11 protein-coding genes are annotated in these 15,835 nt (G+C 65.9%); 4 read left to right on the top strand and 7 right to left on the bottom strand.

Annotated elements, in window-relative coordinates; genetic code table 11:
* Window positions 1-128: 128 nt before the first annotated feature.
* The 4 genes from AXW83_RS26105 to AXW83_RS26090 form a co-directional block, all read right to left on the bottom strand.
* A complete protein-coding gene (locus AXW83_RS26105; RefSeq protein ID WP_066621320.1) occupies window positions 129-1,007 on the bottom strand; it encodes an ABC transporter ATP-binding protein in 879 nt (292 codons plus the stop codon).
* 5 nt (window positions 1,008-1,012) lie between these two features.
* Complete coding sequence (gene nikC / locus AXW83_RS26100) at window positions 1,013-1,903, bottom strand: nickel transporter permease (protein WP_066619403.1); 891 nt, start codon at window positions 1,901-1,903, stop codon at window positions 1,013-1,015.
* Between the two features lie 7 nt (window positions 1,904-1,910).
* Window positions 1,911-2,972, bottom strand: a complete 1,062-nt coding sequence (locus tag AXW83_RS26095) for an ABC transporter permease (protein WP_066619400.1) — start codon at window positions 2,970-2,972, stop codon at window positions 1,911-1,913.
* 168 nt (window positions 2,973-3,140) lie between these two features.
* Window positions 3,141-4,730, bottom strand: a complete 1,590-nt coding sequence (locus AXW83_RS26090) for an ABC transporter substrate-binding protein (RefSeq protein WP_236841778.1) — start codon at window positions 4,728-4,730, stop codon at window positions 3,141-3,143.
* A gap of 255 nt (window positions 4,731-4,985) precedes the next feature.
* Here AXW83_RS26090 and AXW83_RS26085 point away from each other — a divergent pair, with 255 nt between their 5' ends.
* The 3 genes from AXW83_RS26085 to AXW83_RS26075 are packed head-to-tail and all read left to right on the top strand — an operon-like array spanning window position 4,986 to window position 11,860.
* A complete protein-coding gene (locus AXW83_RS26085) occupies window positions 4,986-8,405 on the top strand; it encodes a transglutaminase family protein (RefSeq protein ID WP_066619396.1) in 3,420 nt (1,139 codons plus the stop codon).
* Between the two features lie 36 nt (window positions 8,406-8,441).
* Window positions 8,442-10,985, top strand: a complete 2,544-nt coding sequence (locus tag AXW83_RS26080) for a circularly permuted type 2 ATP-grasp protein (protein WP_236841777.1) — start codon at window positions 8,442-8,444, stop codon at window positions 10,983-10,985.
* Window positions 10,982-11,860 (top strand): transglutaminase family protein, encoded by an 879-nt coding sequence (locus tag AXW83_RS26075; RefSeq protein ID WP_066619389.1) that lies wholly within the window; start codon window positions 10,982-10,984, stop codon window positions 11,858-11,860. The genes AXW83_RS26080 and AXW83_RS26075 overlap by 4 nt, the downstream gene beginning before the upstream one ends.
* A gap of 77 nt (window positions 11,861-11,937) precedes the next feature.
* Here AXW83_RS26075 and AXW83_RS26070 read toward each other — a convergent pair whose 3' ends face one another.
* On the bottom strand, window positions 11,938-12,297 hold the full coding sequence (locus tag AXW83_RS26070; protein ID WP_066619386.1) for a winged helix-turn-helix transcriptional regulator: 360 nt from the start codon (window positions 12,295-12,297) through the stop codon (window positions 11,938-11,940).
* Between the two features lie 101 nt (window positions 12,298-12,398).
* Here AXW83_RS26070 and AXW83_RS26065 point away from each other — a divergent pair, with 101 nt between their 5' ends.
* Window positions 12,399-13,412, top strand: a complete 1,014-nt coding sequence (locus AXW83_RS26065; protein WP_066619383.1) for a zinc-binding alcohol dehydrogenase family protein — start codon at window positions 12,399-12,401, stop codon at window positions 13,410-13,412.
* Window positions 13,413-13,472: 60 nt separating this feature from the next.
* On the opposite strand, the gene AXW83_RS26060 is transcribed toward AXW83_RS26065, so the two are convergent.
* On the bottom strand, window positions 13,473-14,918 hold the full coding sequence (locus AXW83_RS26060) for an aldehyde dehydrogenase family protein (protein ID WP_066619380.1): 1,446 nt from the start codon (window positions 14,916-14,918) through the stop codon (window positions 13,473-13,475).
* Window positions 14,919-15,028: 110 nt separating this feature from the next.
* Entirely contained in the window at window positions 15,029-15,682 is a 654-nt protein-coding gene (locus tag AXW83_RS26055; RefSeq protein ID WP_066619377.1) for a glutathione S-transferase family protein, read from the bottom strand.
* Window positions 15,683-15,835: the final 153 nt, after the last annotated feature.

The following is a 15,835-nucleotide window of genomic DNA, read 5'->3' as shown; positions in this document are numbered from 1 at the left end:
CGCGCAGCGAAGAACCCGGAACCCACGACCGGGCGCACCATTCGGACTGCATGCAGGTTCAACCCGGTCGTGGGTTCCGGGTTCGCTGCTGCGCAGCGCCCCGGAATGACAGAGGAGGGTCGCGCACATCATGCCAGCCATGCCGGGTCTCGGGTCAGGGTCGCGAGCTTGCCCTTGGGGTGGTCGAGATCGGGCAGGCAGCCGAGCAGGCCCAGCGTATAGGGATGGCGTCGGGCGCGGGCGCTCTCGTCCGCGAGTTCGGCTGCCGGCAGCGTCTCCATCGCCTTGCCGCCATACATCACGATGACGCGGTCGCAGAAGGACTGCACCAGATGCAAATCGTGGCTGATGAAGATCAGTCCCATGCCGCGGCTGGTGACAAGATCGTCGAGGATCTTGAGGATCTGGAGCTGGACGGTGACGTCGAGCGCGGAGGTCGGCTCGTCGGCGATCAGGATGTCGGGTTCGGCGATCAGCATCATCGCGATCATGACGCGCTGGCCCATGCCGCCGGAGACTTCGTGCGGATACAGATCGTAGACGCGGGCGGGCTCGCGGATCTGCACCTGTTCCAGCATGGCGAGGCTGCGCTGCTTGGCCTCTTTCGCACTCGCCTTGTGGTGGACGCGATAAGCCTCGGCGATCTGCTCGCCGACAGTCTGGACCGGGTTGAGCGAGAATTTCGGGTCCTGCATCACCATGGAGATGTGGCGGCCGCGGAGCTTGCGGCGCGTGCGCTTGTCCATCGTGAGCAGATTCTGCCCGCGATAGACCAGGCGGTCGGCCCGGACCTCGCCGGGATAAGGGATCAGATCGAGGATGGCGCGTCCGGTCATCGACTTGCCCGAGCCGGATTCGCCGACGATGCCGAGCCGCTCGCGGCCCAGCGTGAAGGAAAGCCCGCGCACCGCATGGACGATGCCGGTGGGCGTGTGGAAATCGACGCGGAGATTGTCGAGTTCGAGGAGGGGCTGTTCGCTCTGGTTGGTATCGTTTTGTTCGCGCATCACGCTCACCTGGCATCCATGACGTCGCGCAGGCCGTCGCCGAGCAGGTTGAAGCCGAGCGCGACGATGCAGATCGCCAGACCCGGGAAGGTCGCGACCCACCACTGGTCGAAGATCTGCTCGCGGCCGGCCGAGATCATCGCGCCCCATTCCGGGATCGGGGGCTGGGCACCGAGGCCCAGGAAGCCGAGGCCCGCCGCGATCAGGATGATGCCGGCCATATCGAGCGTCGTCCGCACGATCAGCGAGGGCAGGCACATCGGCACGACATGCTTCCAGACGATGCGCCATTGCGAGGCGCCCTGCAGGCGGATCGCCGCGATATAGTCCTGCTGGCGGATGATCAGCGTCTCGGCACGGGCGACGCGGGCATAGGGCGGCCAGGCCGTGATCGCGATGGCGATGACGGCGTTTTCCAGACCGGGACCGAGCGCGGCGACGAAAGCCAGAGCCAGCACGAGCCGGGGAAAGGCGAGAAAGACGTCGGTGATGCGCATCAGCAGCCGGTCGACCCAACCGCCGAGATAGCCAGAGGCCGCGCCGATCAGAAGGCCGATCGGGCCGACCGTTACGACGACGAGCAGCACGATCACCAGCGTGACGCGGGTGCCGTAGACGATGCGGCTGAAGATGTCGCGGCCGAGCGAGTCGGTGCCGAAGAAATTGCCCGAGGACGGCGGCAGCAGACGACGGTCGAGATTCTGCGCCAGCGGATCGAAGGGCGCGATCAGCGGCGCGAAGGCGGCGACCAGCAACAGCGCGACGATGATGGCAAGCCCGACCATCGCCAGGGGATTGCGCCGGAAGGCGAGCCATTTCCGATACATCTGGCCGAGGCGGGCCTGGCGCCGCGACTCAGGGGAATCGGTGAGGAGATAGTCGGTCCAGGTGGTCATGCGATCCTCATCGCGTCCGGGGATCGACCAGCCGGCCGAGCATGTCGGACAGCAGGTTGACGCCGATGAAGACGGCACCGATCACCAGCGTGCCGCCGAGCACGGCATTCATGTCGGCGTTGAGCAGGGAGTGGGTGAGATAGCGGCCCAGTCCCGGCCAGGCGAAGATCGTCTCGGTCAGCACCGAGCCTTCGAGCAGGTGCATGTAGGAGACGGCGATCACCGTCACCAGCGGCACGAAGGCGTTGTGCATGGCGTGACGCCAGACGACGCGGAATTCAGAGAGGCCCTTCACGCGGGCCGCGATGACGTATTGCTGCTGCAACTCGGTGATCATGAAGCTGCGCGTCATCCGGCTGATATAGGCGACGCTGAGGATGCCGAGCACGGCCGAGGGCAAGATGAGATGGGACCAGGCGTCGCGGAACGCCTCCCAATCGCCCTCGATCGCGGAGTCGATCACCAGAATGCCGGTGATCGGCGTGACCAGATCCTGAAAGGCGACGCCGGCGCGGCCCGGCCCGCCGACCCAGCCGAGCTTGGCATAAAACAGCAGCAAACCCATCAGCCCGAGCCAGAAGACCGGGATCGAATAGCCGAACAGGCCGATGACGCGTGCGACCTGATCAGGCCAGCGGCCCTGGTAGACCGCAGCCAGCACGCCGAGCGGAATGCCAAGCAGGCAGCCGATCAGGGTGCCCAACGTCGCGAGTTCCAACGTCGCCGGGAAGACGCGCCTGATGTCGTCGACCACGGTGTTGGAGGTCAGGACCGAGCGGCCGAGATCGCCGGTGAAGACCTTGCCGACATAAACAGCGAATTGCTGCCAGAGCGGCTTGTCGAGGCCGAGCGCGATGCGGGCGTTCTCGTAAACGTCGGGACGGGCATTGTCGCCGACCACCGCGAGCACAGGGTCGATCGGGATGACGCGGGCGATGAAGAAGGTGATCAGCAGCAGGCCGAAGATGGTGATCGCGACCGTGGTTAGCTCGCGCCAGAGCAGCTTACCCCAGCGCACGCCATGGTGCGCCCAGCTTTTGCCCGCCACCGTCTCCGTCTTGCCCGCCATCGTATCCGCTTCTTGTTGTTCTTGTCTGGTCGATCCCACAGCCCTCATCCTGAGGAGCGATCGAAGATCGCGTCTCGAAGGATGAGGCTGTGAAAGTCTCAATCCGAAAGAAAGCAAGAAACCCGCCGCAGCCTTCGCGGCTGGGCGGGTCCTTGCTGCTGTCGGGGCTCAGTTCTTGGCGATCGGGGCGTAGAAATTGGTGTCGGAGCTCGGTCCGATCACCCAGCCGGTGACGCCCTTGCGATCGGCCGAGACCTCGACCTGCTGGAACATGATGACGAAGGGCGAGATCTTCTGGTGCTCGCGCTGCAGCGTGCCGTAGACGGCGGCGCGCTTGGCGGCGTCGGTCTCGAGCACGTTGGCCTGCGTCACCTTGGTCATGTCCGGGATGTCCCAGGCATTGCGCCAGGCCAGCGTCTTCGACTTGGCGTCCTCGCCGTTGTTCTCGTTGATGGCGAAGGTCTCGGCATTGGTGTGCGGGTCGAGATAGTCCGGGCCCCACTGGCCGATATAGATGTCGTGGGTGCGGGCGCGGTACTTGGTCAGCGTCTGCTTGCCGTCGCCGGGAATCAGTTCGAGCTTGATGCCGGCTTGGCCCCAGCTCGACTGGACCGCCTGGGCGATGTCGGTGATCGGGTTGACCGAGCGGACGTCCATGGTGACGGTGAAGCCGTTGGGGAGGCCGGCCTTGGCCAGCAGTTCCTTGGCCTTGGCCAGATCGAACTTGTAGGGCTTGTCGGTGATCGCGCCGAGGAAGCCGTTGGGCAGGAAGGATTCGTGGCCCTTATAGGTGCCCTCGACGATATTCTTCTCGATCGAGTCGTAGTCGACCAGATATTTCAGAGCCTCACGAACCTCGGGCTTGGCGAGGTTGGGGTTCTTCGAGTTCAGGCCGAGATAGAGGATATAGCCCTTGTCGCCCTGGACGATCTCGATGTCCTTGTTGGACTTGACCGCCGCGAGTTGGTCCTTCGACAGGTTGCGGGCCATGTCGATGTCGCCCTTCTCCAGCAGCAGGCGCTGCGAGGCCGGCTCGGCGACATGGCGCACGATGACGCGCTTGTTCTTGGGCGCGCCCTTGTACCAGGACTCGTTGGCGTCGAGCGCATACTGCTCGTTGGGACGATAGGCTCGGACCTTGTAGGCGCCGGAACCGGCCGAGTTCAGCTTCAGCCAGCCATTGCCCCAGTCACCGTCCTTCTCATTGGCCTTGACCAGCTTGGAATCGACGACCGAGGCGACGCCCGAGGTCAGGCAGTTCAGGAAGAACGTCGGCGCGAAAGGCTGCGAGACGGTCATCACGACCGTAGCGTCGTCGGTCGCCTTGACCTTCTCCAGCACGTTGTCCTTGCTGAAGCCGAACTGGGTCAGGATGAAGCCGGGCGACTTGTTCATCGTCACCGCGCGCTGGATCGAATAGACCACGTCGGCGGCCGTCACCGGGTTGCCGGAATGGAATTTCACGCCGGGCCGGAGCTTGAAGGTATAGGTCAGGTTGTCGGGGCTGACGGTGTAGCTGGTGGCGAGTTCGCCGACCAGCGCATTGCCCTTGGTCAGATCGACGCCCATCAGCTTGTCATAGACATTGGCGCCGACCTCGACGCCCGAAAACTCGAAGGCCTCGCCGGGATCGAGCGTGATGATGTCGTCGATCTGCTTGGCCATGACGATCGTGTCCTTCGGCGTCTGGGCCATCGCCGTCGATGCCATCAGGGCCGTGAAGGCGGATACCGCCATCAGTTTCGCAAGGTGACGCATGGAAATCCCCATCGGTTGATTGTGCCGGCCGACACGCGGCGGTTCGGTCCATTTTGGAACCAGTAGCAGGGCGATGTCCAGCGCTGCGGCGCGGCAACCAGACGGGGGCGGCACAAAAATGCTTAATTCTTGCGCAGCTGCCTGGCTCGTCGGCGCGCGCTTCCGCAAGTTGCTGCTTTGCGGGTCTGGCCGGCATCGCTAACGTGTCGGCCGAAGGGGCGTCCTGCCCCGTGACCAGATGCAGGTGCTTCGCCCTTGGCCATCATCGCCGCGCTCAATCACGTCACCCATTACAGCTATGACCGTCCCGTCACGCTGGGGCCCCAGATCATCCGCCTGCGGCCCGCGCCGCATTGCCGGGCCGCGATCAACAGCTATTCGCTGAAGGTTACGCCCGCCGAGCATTTCGTGAACTGGCAGCAGGATCCGAGCGGCAACTGGCTGGCGCGGTTCGTCTTTCCGGAGCCGTTGAAGGAGTTCCGGATCGAGGTCGATCTCGTCACCGAGCTGTCGATCATCAATCCGTTCGACTTCTTCGTCGAGACCGATGCGGAGATCTTTCCTTTCGCCTATCCCGAGGAATTGCGGGCCGAGCTCGCCCCCTATCTCGTCACCGAGCCGCCGGGAGAGCTGCTCGAGGCCTATCTCAAGACGATCCCGCGCGAGCCGACGAACACCGTCAACTTCATCGTTGATCTCAACGCACGCCTGGCGGCCGGCATCGCCTATGGCATCCGCATGGAGCCGGGCGTGCAGGAGCCCGAGCATACGCTGGCGATCAAATCCGGCTCCTGCCGCGACACGAGTTGGCTGCTGGTCCAGATCATGCGCCATCTCGGCTTCGCGGCGCGTTTCGTCTCGGGCTACCTGATCCAGATGAAGGCCGACATCGACCCGCTGGAGGGTCCGCGCGGCACGGACAAGGACTTCACCGACCTGCATGCCTGGTGCGAGGTCTACATTGCCGGCGCCGGCTGGATCGGGCTCGACCCGACCTCGGGTCTGCTCACCGGCGAGGGGCATCTGCCGCTGGCGGCGACGCCGCATTACCGTTCGGCCGCGCCGGTCTCGGGCATTGCGAGCTACGCCGAGACGACCTTCGATTTCCATATGAGTGTCGAGCGCGTGCACGAGGTGCCGCGCATCACCCTGCCCTTCTCCGACGAATCCTGGACGAAGCTCGATGCGCTGGGCGAGCAGGTCGAAGCGGATCTGAAGGCACAGGATGTCCGCCTGACCATGGGCGGCGAGCCGACCTTCGTCTCGATCGACGACCAGACCGGCGAGGAATGGAATATCGCCGCCGTCGGCCCCACCAAGCGCCAGCGCGCCGATGTGATGATCCGCAAGCTGCGCGAGCGCTTCGCACCGGGCGGGATGCTGCATTACGGACAAGGCAAATGGTATCCAGGCGAAAGCCTGCCGCGCTGGGCCTTCGCGTTGTACTGGCGCGAGGATGGCGAGCCGATCTGGCGCGACGCGGCGCTGATCGCGCGCGAGCCGGGCGCCGCGACCGGGGGCGACCGTGAGCTCGAAGCCGGCTCGACCATCGCCGATGCCGAAGCACTGGCGGCGGGGCTCTCGGAGAAGCTCGGGCTTGGCGCCGACTACGTCCTGCCGGCCTACGAAGATACCGGGCACTGGCTGCTCAAGGAGGCGCAGCTTCCCGACAATGTCGATCCGCTCGACCCGCGCCTCGCTGACCCGGAAGAGCGGGCGCGCATGGCGCAGGTGTTCCAGCTGGGACTTGGCAAGCCGCGTGGCTATGTCATCCCGGTTCAGCGCTGGCAGTCGCAGGCCGGCGACCGGCGCTGGCGCTCCGAGAAGTGGACGCTGCGGCGGGGCAAGCTCTTTTTGGTGCCCGGCGATTCGCCCGTCGGCTACAGGCTGCCGCTCGGCTCGCTGCCGGTGGTGCCGAAGGACGAGTTCCCACATATCCATCCGCAGGATCCGATGGAGCCGCGCGGGCCGCTGCCGCGAGCGGGTGCTCCGGCCGGTGCCCCGGCACCTGTCGCCGTGAGCGGCTCTCAGGCGGCACCGCCGGTCCATGCGTTTCCGCCCGAGCACGCCCCGGCCTCCCGGCAGATGTCGCGTTCGGTCGATGTCGCCGGTGAAGGTCACATTCAGGACCGTACCGAGCAGGAGATCGGCGGCGAACATGTGCGCACCGCGATCAGCCTCGAGGTCCGCGACAAGGTTCTTTGCGTCTTCCTGCCGCCGGTCGAGAAGCTCGAAGATTATCTCGAACTGATCGGCAGCGTCGAAGGCGTGGCGCAGGATCTCGGTTTGCCCGTCCATATCGAGGGCTATTCGCCGCCCAGCGATCCGCGGCTGAACGTGATCAAGGTGACGCCCGACCCCGGCGTGATCGAGGTCAATATCCATCCGGCCAAGAACTGGCGCGAGGCGGTCGAGATCACGCGCGGCGTCTATGAGGAAGCGCGGCAGTCGCGGCTCTGTGCCGAGAAATTCATGGTCGATGGTCGCCACACCGGCACCGGCGGCGGCAACCATGTCGTGCTGGGAGGCGTGACGCCGCCCGACTCACCCTTCCTGCGGCGGCCGGACCTTCTCAAGAGCATCATCCTGTACTGGAACCGGCACCCTTCGCTGTCCTTCCTGTTCTCGGGGCTGTTCATCGGCCCGACGAGCCAGGCGCCGCGCATCGACGAGGCGCGGTTCGACCAGCTCTACGAGCTGGAGATCGCGCTGGCACAAGTGCCGGGACCCGGCCAACCCTCGATACCGCTCTGGCTGGTCGACCGGCTGTTCCGCAACCTGCTGGTCGATGTCTCGGGCAATACGCACCGCACCGAGATCTGCATCGACAAGCTGTATTCGCCCGATGGGCCTACGGGGCGGCTCGGGCTGATCGAGTTCCGCTCCTTCGAAATGCCGCCGGATGCGCGGATGTCGCTGGCGCAGCAGCTTCTGATCCGGGCGCTGGTCTCATGGTTCTGGCGCGAGCCGCAGGCGGGGAGTCTGGTGCGCTGGGGCACGACGCTTCACGACCGCTTCATGCTGCCGGAGATGGTCTGGCAGGATTTCCAGGACGTGCTCTCCGATCTCGGACGCGCCGGCTATGCCTTCGATCCGGTCTGGTTCGAGGCGCAGGCCGAGTTCCGCTTCCCGTTCTACGGCAAGGTCGAGCATGGCGGCGTCGAGATCGAGATCCGGCAGGCGCTGGAGCCCTGGCATGTGATGGGCGAGGAAGGCGCGATCGGCGGCACGGTGCGCTATGTCGATTCCTCGGTCGAACGCCTCCAGGTCAAGGCGAAGGGGATCGTTCCCGGCCGGCACGTCATCACCTGCAACGGACGCCGCCTGCCGATGACGCCGGCGGGGACGACGGGCGAGAGCATCGCCGCCGTGCGCTTCAAGGCCTGGCAGCCCGCATCGGGCCTGCACCCGACGATTCCCGTGCATTCGCCGCTGACCTTCGACATCGTCGACACCTGGGTCGGGCGCTCGCTCGGCGGTTGCGTCTACCATGTCGCCCATCCCGGAGGTCGCAGCTACGAAACTCCTCCCGTGAATTCTTACGAAGCGGAGGCGCGCCGGCTCGCACGTTTCGAAGCGATCGGTCATAGTCCCGGCGCGCTGGCGATTCCGCCCGAAGAGCGCAGCGCCGAATTCCCGCTCACACTGGATTTGCGGCGTCCATCAGGAGTGTAGACGCAAAACATGGCGTTGCAGGGCCGATCATCGTCGATGCGCGGGAAAGCGGAGCGGCGCAACGCCCTGCTGGCCGGCTATCGGCCGCTGCCGGGCGCTTATGACGAGTTCATGGACCAGGACGGCGCGATCCGCCCGCATTGGGACCCGTTCCTGATGGAATGGAGCTCGCTGTCCCCGGACGAGTTGAATCAGCGTTTCGGCCTGGCCGACCGCCATGTCCACGATACCGGCGTCTCCTACCGCGTCCATGGCGATCTCGACGACAACGACCCGCAGGCCGGCGAGCGCGCCTGGCCGCTGAGCCATGTGCCGCTGGTGCTGACCGGCGCGGAATGGAGCGTGATCGCTGCCGGCGTCGCGCAGCGCGCGCAACTGCTCTCGACCCTGCTCGACGACATCTACGGCCCGGCCAAGACGATCGCGAGCGGTCTGCTGCCGGCCTCCGTCGTGACGGGCAGCCCCGATTACCTGCGGCCGCTGCAGGGCGCGCCGGGCGGCGGCAGCCTGCAACTCTACGCGGCCGATCTCGGACGCGGACCGGACGGGCGTTGGTGGGTGCTCGGCGACCGGACGCAGGCGCCCTCGGGCGCGGGCTACGCGCTGGAGAACCGGCTGGCGCTGGCACGCGCCTTCCCCGACCTGTTCCGGACGATGAATGTCGAGCGGCTGGCGGCCTTCTTCCAGGGTTTTCGCGCCGGCCTCGTCGCAGGGTCCAAACGCGTGGAGCCGCGCATCTGCCTGCTGACGCCCGGCCCGCTCAACGAAAGCTATTTCGAGCAGGCCTATCTGGCGCGCTATCTCGGCTTCCTGCTGGTCGAGGGCGGCGATCTGATGATGCGCGGCGGACGCATCCATGTCCGCACAATCGCCGGCCCCAAGCGCGCCGACGTGATCTGGCGGCGCATCGACGGCGATTTCTCCGACCCGCTCGAACTCAACGCCCGCTCCGCTCTGGGCGTCGCCGGGCTGGTCCAGGCGGTGCGGCAGGGAAGTGTCCATGTCGCCAATGGTCTCGGCTCCGGCGTGGTCGAGGCACGAGCCTTGATGGGCTTCCTGCCAGCGCTGGGCAAAAGCCTGCTCGGCGAGGAAATGATCCTGCCCAACGTCGCAACCTGGTGGTGCGGCCAGCCGCGCGAGCGCGCCGCCGTGCTCGATCGGCTCGACCAGATGAGCATTGCGCCCGCCTTCCGTGCGGCCGGCGGCGGCCTCGACATGAATCCCGTCCTGGCAGGCGAGTTGCCGGCGGCCGACCGCGCGGAGCTTCGCGCCCGGATCGAAGCGCGCGGGATGGACTATGTCGGGCAGGAGATCGTGCGGCTATCGACCATGCCGGTCTTCCAGAACGGCCGGCTGCAGCCCAGGCCGGTGACGCTGCGCGTCTTCGCGGCCGCTACGCCAGATGGCTGGAAGGTGATGCCCGGCGGCTTCTGCCGGATTTCGGACGAACCCGATGCCCGCGCCGTCAGCATGAGAAGCGGCGTCCGCTCGAGCGATGTCTGGGTGACGTCGGACGCGCCGGTGGAACAGGTAACGCTGCTGCCGGCGAGCGACCGGATCGCGATCCGCCGCCTCGTCGGGACCCTGCCGAGCCGAGCCGCCGACAACCTGTTCTGGCTTGGGCGCTACCTCGAACGGACTGAGGCGATGCTGCGGCTGGTGCGCGCGCTGCTCGGCCGACTGATCGATGCCGACACGACCAACCCGTCACGGCCCGACACGGTGCGCCGTCTGGCCAGTCTCCTGGTGGCATGGGGCGCGGCCCCCTCGCCCAAGGGCGCAGCGGCGAAGGCCGCGGCAGCGCGTGGTCTTGCCGGTACGAAGGGCTCGCCCGTGCTGGCGCAGGCGACTTCGGCGCTCTACGACGCGGCCGAATACGGCTCGGCGCGGGCCAATGTCGGCGAGGCGCGGCGCACGGCCTCGGTCATCCGCGAACGGCTCTCGATCGATGCATGGCGGCTGTTCGGCGACCTGCAACGGCAATTGACGCTGGAGCCCGGCCGCCAGCCGAGCGAGGGCGAGGTCTACGAGGTCGCCGACCGCGCGCTGAAGACGCTCGCCGCCTTCTCCGGGCTCAGCCAGGAGAACATGGTTCGCGGGCCGGGCTGGCGCTTCCTCGATATCGGCCGGCGCATCGAGCGCGGCGTCGCGACCTGCCGCTTCGCCCGCCATTTCGCCGAGACGACGGCACCCACCGACGGGCTCGACGCGCTGCTCGATCTGACGGATTCGCAGATCACCTATCGCTCGCGCTATCTGCTGGGGCCGAGCCTGCAGCCGGTGCTCGACCTCGTCATGCTCGACCCCTACAATCCGCGCTCCGTCGCGTTCCAGATCGACCGGCTCAACACCGAGATCGCCGACCTGCCGGCGCTGAACGAAGATGGAATGCTGGAGGCGCCGCGCCGCTTCGCGTTGAAGCTCGCGACGGAATGCAAGACGGCCGAAGCGTCGCGGCTTGACCGCGCTAGCATCCTGCTACTCGAACAATTACTCATGGAACTGTCGAGCGCGATCGCGGAACGCTATTTCCTGCAAAACAGCGGGCCCGAAGGCTCGAGGCTAACAGGCATCGCGTGATCTACGACGTCCGTCATCTCACGACCTACGGCTACAGCCGCCCGGTGCCCTTCGCGCGCTGCATCCTGCGGCTGCTACCGCGCGACGATGGCGGCCAGCGGGTGCGCAAGAGCGAACTCATCATCACGCCGCGCCCTGCGGAGCGGATCGACGGCTTGTGCTTCTTCGGCAACCGCATGACGACGATGACCATCTCTAAGCCGCATCGCGAGCTCAAGGTGGAAATGCGGGCGCGCATCGAGGTCGACCGCCCTGCCCCGCCCCACCCCGGCCTGACGCGCCATTGGGAAGAGGTCGGTGAACTTGCACTGGCCTTGACCAGCCTCGCGCCGGATTCGCCGACGCATCATCTGTATCCGAGCCGGCTGGTGCCATTCGTCGCCGAGGTCGTCGATTACGCCCGCAAGAGCTTTTCGCCATTGCGTCCGGTGCTGGAGGCGGCAAGCGAGCTGATGGCGCGTATCCGGCATGATTTCGAGTACGACCCCGATGCGACGGAGGTCTCGACGCCGCTGGCGGAGGCCTTCCGCGAGCGCCACGGCGTCTGCCAGGATTTCGCGCATATCATGATCGCGGGCTTGCGGGGACTGGGCCTGCCGGCGGCCTATGTCAGCGGCTATATCCGCACGATCCCGCCGCCGGGGCAGAAGCGGCTGGCCGGTGCCGATGCCAGCCATGCCTGGGTGATGCTGTGGTGCGGTCCGGAGACCGGCTGGATCGGCCTCGACCCGACCAACGACCTGATCGTCGCCGACGACCATATCGTCACGGCCTTCGGGCGCGACTATGCCGACGTCTCGCCGCTGGATGGCGTGCTGGTCGGCCCCGGTTCGCAGAAGATCGGCATCGCGGTCGATGTGATCCCGGTCGGATAGCCGAGGCCGCATCGTCGGCTGCACGGATACAGAGACCGAGGCTTGCTTGGAGAGGATCGCACGCGACCTTTCGGATCTCAGGCCGCCTCTGTCTCCACGACCGGCGCCGGCCCCGCGTGATTCTCGCCCCACACCTTGAGTGCCATGATCACCGGCTCGAGCGTGCGTCCCTTGCCGGACAGGCTGTATTCGACGCGCGGCGGCACCTCGGGAAAGACAACGCGAACGATCAGGCTGTCGGCCTCGAGTTCGCGCAGTTGCGTGGTCAGCATCCGCTGGGTCACGCCCGGCACGCGACGCCGGATGGCATTGAACCGCATGGTGCCGCCCAGCAGATGATAGAGCACGATCCCCTTCCATTTGCCTCCGATAAAGCCGAGCGCGGCCTCGACCGGACAGGCCGGCGAAGAGAATGGCTCCTGAAAGCGAGGCGGCATGACAGTATCCTTTTCGGCACTATGTGCTGAAATTGTGCGTTCTTGCGAGGGGCGTATATAAGGCGCATCTGGCCTGCATCGCAATGCAGAGGACTTCCATCATGCACGCCGTCGGATATCGCGAGCCGCAATCCATCACCGCTGAAACCAGTCTGATCGACCTTGATCTGCCCGAGCCGGTCGCCTTAGGACGCGACCTTCTGGTCGAAGTGAAGGCGATCTCCGTCAACCCCGTCGATACCAAAGTGCGCCGCAGTGCGCAGCCGCCGGCAGGCGAGGCGCGCATCTTGGGTTGGGACGCGAGCGGCGTGGTCAAGGCGGTCGGTCCCGCCGTCACGGCGTTTAAACCCGGCGACGCGGTGTTCTATGCCGGCGCCATCAACCGGCCCGGCGCCAATGCCGAATTTCATCTCGTCGACGAGCGGATCGTCGGGAAGAAGCCTTTAAGTTTATCCTTCGCCGAGGCCGCAGCCCTGCCGCTGACGACGATCACCGCATGGGAGATGCTGTTCGACCGGCTCAAGATCCGCGACGCAGTGCCCGGTTCGGCGAAGGCCGTGCTGATCGTCGGCGGCGCCGGCGGCGTGGGCTCGATCGCGATCCAGCTCGCGCGGCGGCTTACCGACCTAGCGGTCATCGCGACCGCTTCGCGGCCGGAGACACGAGCCTGGGTGAAAGAACTCGGCGCGCATCATGTCGTCGATCACAGTAAGGCGCTGTCGGAGGGGGTCTCCGCGCTGGGTCTAGGCGCGCCCGGGCTGGTCTTCCTGACGACGCATACGAGCCAGCATCTGCCGGAGGTGGTGAAGTTGGTCGCACCGCAGGGGCGCATCGGCGTCATCGATGACCCTGGCGTGCTCGATGTGATGCCCCTGAAAGGCAAGGCGGTGTCGCTACACTGGGAGATGATGTTCGCCCGTTCCATGCACCAGACGGCGGACATGCAGGCGCAGGGCGATCTGCTGAACGAAGTCTCTCGACTGGTCGATGCCGGCGAAATCCAAACCACGCTGGCCGAGACCTTCGGATCGATCAACGCCGCCAATCTTAAGCGCGCGCACGCGCTGATCGAGAGCAACCGCGCCAAGGGCAAGATCGTGCTCGAAGGCTTCTGATGCAAAAGGGCCGCGCCTTGCGGCACGGCCCCCCTTTCGAACGGCGATATACGCCCCGGTTCAAGACAGCGTGTAGGCCGTCTTCACCGTCGTATACATCTCCTTGGCGTAGGCGCCTTGCTCGCGCGGGCCGTAGCTCGAGCCTTTCCGGCCGCCGAAGGGGACGTGGTAGTCGACGCCCGCCGTGGCGAGGTTGACCATCACCATGCCGGCCTCGGCATTACGCTTGAAATGCGTCGCGTGCTTCAGCGACGTGGTGCAGATGCCCGAGGAGAGACCGAACTCGGTGTCGTTGGCGAGGCTGAGCGCCTCTTCGTAATCCTTGACGCGGATGACGTTGGCGACCGGGCCGAAGACCTCCTCGCGCGAGATGCGCATGGCGTTGGTGGTCTCGGTAAAGAGCGCCGGCTGGAGATAGAAGCCGGGCGTCTCGCGATTGAGCAATTCGCCGCCCCATGCGAGCTTGCCGCCCTCGTCGCGGGCGATCTGGATGTATTTCAGATCCTGGTCGAGCTGGCTCTGGTCGACGACCGGGCCGATATGGGTGCCCGCCTTCAAGGCATCGTCGATGACGAGGCCCTTCAGCCGCTCGATGCAGGCCTCGACGAAGCGGTCGTGGATGCCGGCCTGGACGATCAGGCGCGAGGAGGCAGTGCAGCGCTGTCCGGTCGAGAAATAGGCGCCCTGTACCGCGGCCTCGACGGCGATCTTCAAATCGGCGTCGTCGAGCACGACAAGCGGGTTCTTGCCGCCCATTTCGAGCTGGACCTTCTTCATCGGCGAGGAGGCGATGCAGGCCTCGGCGACCTTGCGGCCGGTCGCGACCGAGCCGGTGAAGGAGATCGCGTGGACGTCCTTGTGCTGAAGCAGCGCCTGGCCGACGACCGAACCGCGCCCCATGACGAGGTTGAGCACGCCCTTGGGCAGGCCGGCGCGCTGGATGATATCGACCAGCGCCCAGGCCGAACCCGGCACGAGGTCGGCCGGCTTGATGACGACGCAGTTGCCGTAAGCCAGCGCGGGCGCGATCTTCCATGCGGGAATCGCGATTGGGAAGTTCCATGGGGTGATCATGCCGACGATGCCGACCGGCTCGCGCGTGATCTCGACGCCGACGCCGGGGCGCACGGAGGGAACCATCTCGCCCCCCAGACGCAGGCACTCGCCGGCGAAGAAGGCGAAAACCTGGCCGGCGCGGCCGGCTTCGCCGATGCCCTCGGCAAGGGTCTTGCCCTCCTCGCGCGACAAGAGCCGACCCAGCTCTTCCTTGCGGGCGAGAATCTCGTCGGAGGCCTTCTTCAGGATCTCGTAGCGCTCCTGCGGCGTGCTGCGGCTCCAGGCCGGGAAGACGGCCTTGGCGGCGGCAACCGCGTTGTCGAGATCGGCGACCGAGCCTTGCGCGTATTCGCCGACGACATCGCCCGTATTGGACGGGTTGATGTTACGGGAGGCATTCCCGGCACTGGCCCATTCGCCGGCGATCAGGTTCTTGAAAATCTCGGTCATTGGCTTACTCCCACGACATCCTTGAGTTCGTGGGGGTGTAGCGTCTTTGGTGGCGAAAGACCAATGCCGCAACGGGATCGTACAAGTCCCAACGTGCATGATGGGAGAGTTCAGAACTCTGCGTCGAGTTCCTCGAGCTCCTCAGGCTCGGACTTCGCCGCCTCGACCCAGCTCTGCAAGAGCGGCCATTTCGCGATGGTCCGGCAATAGGCCTTGCTCACGGGGTCGAGCGCGATGTCGTAGGTCAGGAAGCGCAGGCAGACGGGCGCATACATCGCATCGGCCATCGTGACCTTGCCGAACAGATAGGGGCCGCCATAGGTCTCGATACAATCGCGCCAGATTTCGGTGACGTGGTCGATATCGGCCTGTGCGCCGGCCCAGACCTTGAAGCCGGGATAATGCGCCTTGAGGTTCATCGGCAGGGCGGAGCGCAGATTGGCAAAGCCCGAATGCATCTCGCCCGAGACGGCACGGCAATGGGCGCGCGCCTTAACGTCCTTGGGCAGCAGGCCGGCATCGGGCCTGATCTCGTCGAGATAGGCGGCGATCGCCAGCGTATCCCAGACCTTGACGCCGTCATGGGTGAGGCAGGGCACGAGGAAGGACGGCGACAGCAAAAGCAGTTCGGCGCGCGCCGACGGATCGTCGACCGAGAGCATGCGCTCCTCTACGTCGAGACCCGCCAGTGCGCAAAGCAGCCAGCCGCGCAGCGACCAGGAGGAATAGTTCTTGCTACTGATGGTCAGTGTCGCGGCGCTCATGGCGGATATCCTCGGCGGGAGCGTTGCGGGTAGCAAGAGGCATTCCATCCGCGAGCCAAGATTAGAACAATCTTGCGGAAAGGAGCTTTTGCAGTGCAACATGAGCCTGCGGCTGCAGGCACCGGCGGACATCGTCCATCGGCCGCCGCGTTT

Source organism: Bosea sp. PAMC 26642 (genome assembly GCF_001562255.1).
GTDB lineage: Bacteria > Pseudomonadota > Alphaproteobacteria > Rhizobiales > Beijerinckiaceae > Allobosea.
The sequence above is the reverse complement of the archived record's forward strand: the minus strand, read 5'-3'. Positions and strand labels throughout refer to the sequence as shown.

Coding starts and splice junctions, on each gene's coding strand:
- AXW83_RS26080 (WP_236841777.1), top strand. CDS start 8,442: ATGCGCGGGAAAGCGGAGCGGCGCAACGCCCTGCTGGCCGGCTATCGG.
- AXW83_RS26095 (WP_066619400.1), bottom strand. CDS start 2,972: ATGGCGGGCAAGACGGAGACGGTGGCGGGCAAAAGCTGGGCGCACCAT.
- nikC (WP_066619403.1), bottom strand. CDS start 1,903: ATGACCACCTGGACCGACTATCTCCTCACCGATTCCCCTGAGTCGCGG.
- AXW83_RS26070 (WP_066619386.1), bottom strand. CDS start 12,297: ATGCCGCCTCGCTTTCAGGAGCCATTCTCTTCGCCGGCCTGTCCGGTC.
- AXW83_RS26090 (WP_236841778.1), bottom strand. CDS start 4,730: ATGCGTCACCTTGCGAAACTGATGGCGGTATCCGCCTTCACGGCCCTG.
- AXW83_RS26065 (WP_066619383.1), top strand. CDS start 12,399: ATGCACGCCGTCGGATATCGCGAGCCGCAATCCATCACCGCTGAAACC.
- AXW83_RS26055 (WP_066619377.1), bottom strand. CDS start 15,682: ATGAGCGCCGCGACACTGACCATCAGTAGCAAGAACTATTCCTCCTGG.
- AXW83_RS26060 (WP_066619380.1), bottom strand. CDS start 14,918: ATGACCGAGATTTTCAAGAACCTGATCGCCGGCGAATGGGCCAGTGCC.
- AXW83_RS26105 (WP_066621320.1), bottom strand. CDS start 1,007: ATGCGCGAACAAAACGATACCAACCAGAGCGAACAGCCCCTCCTCGAA.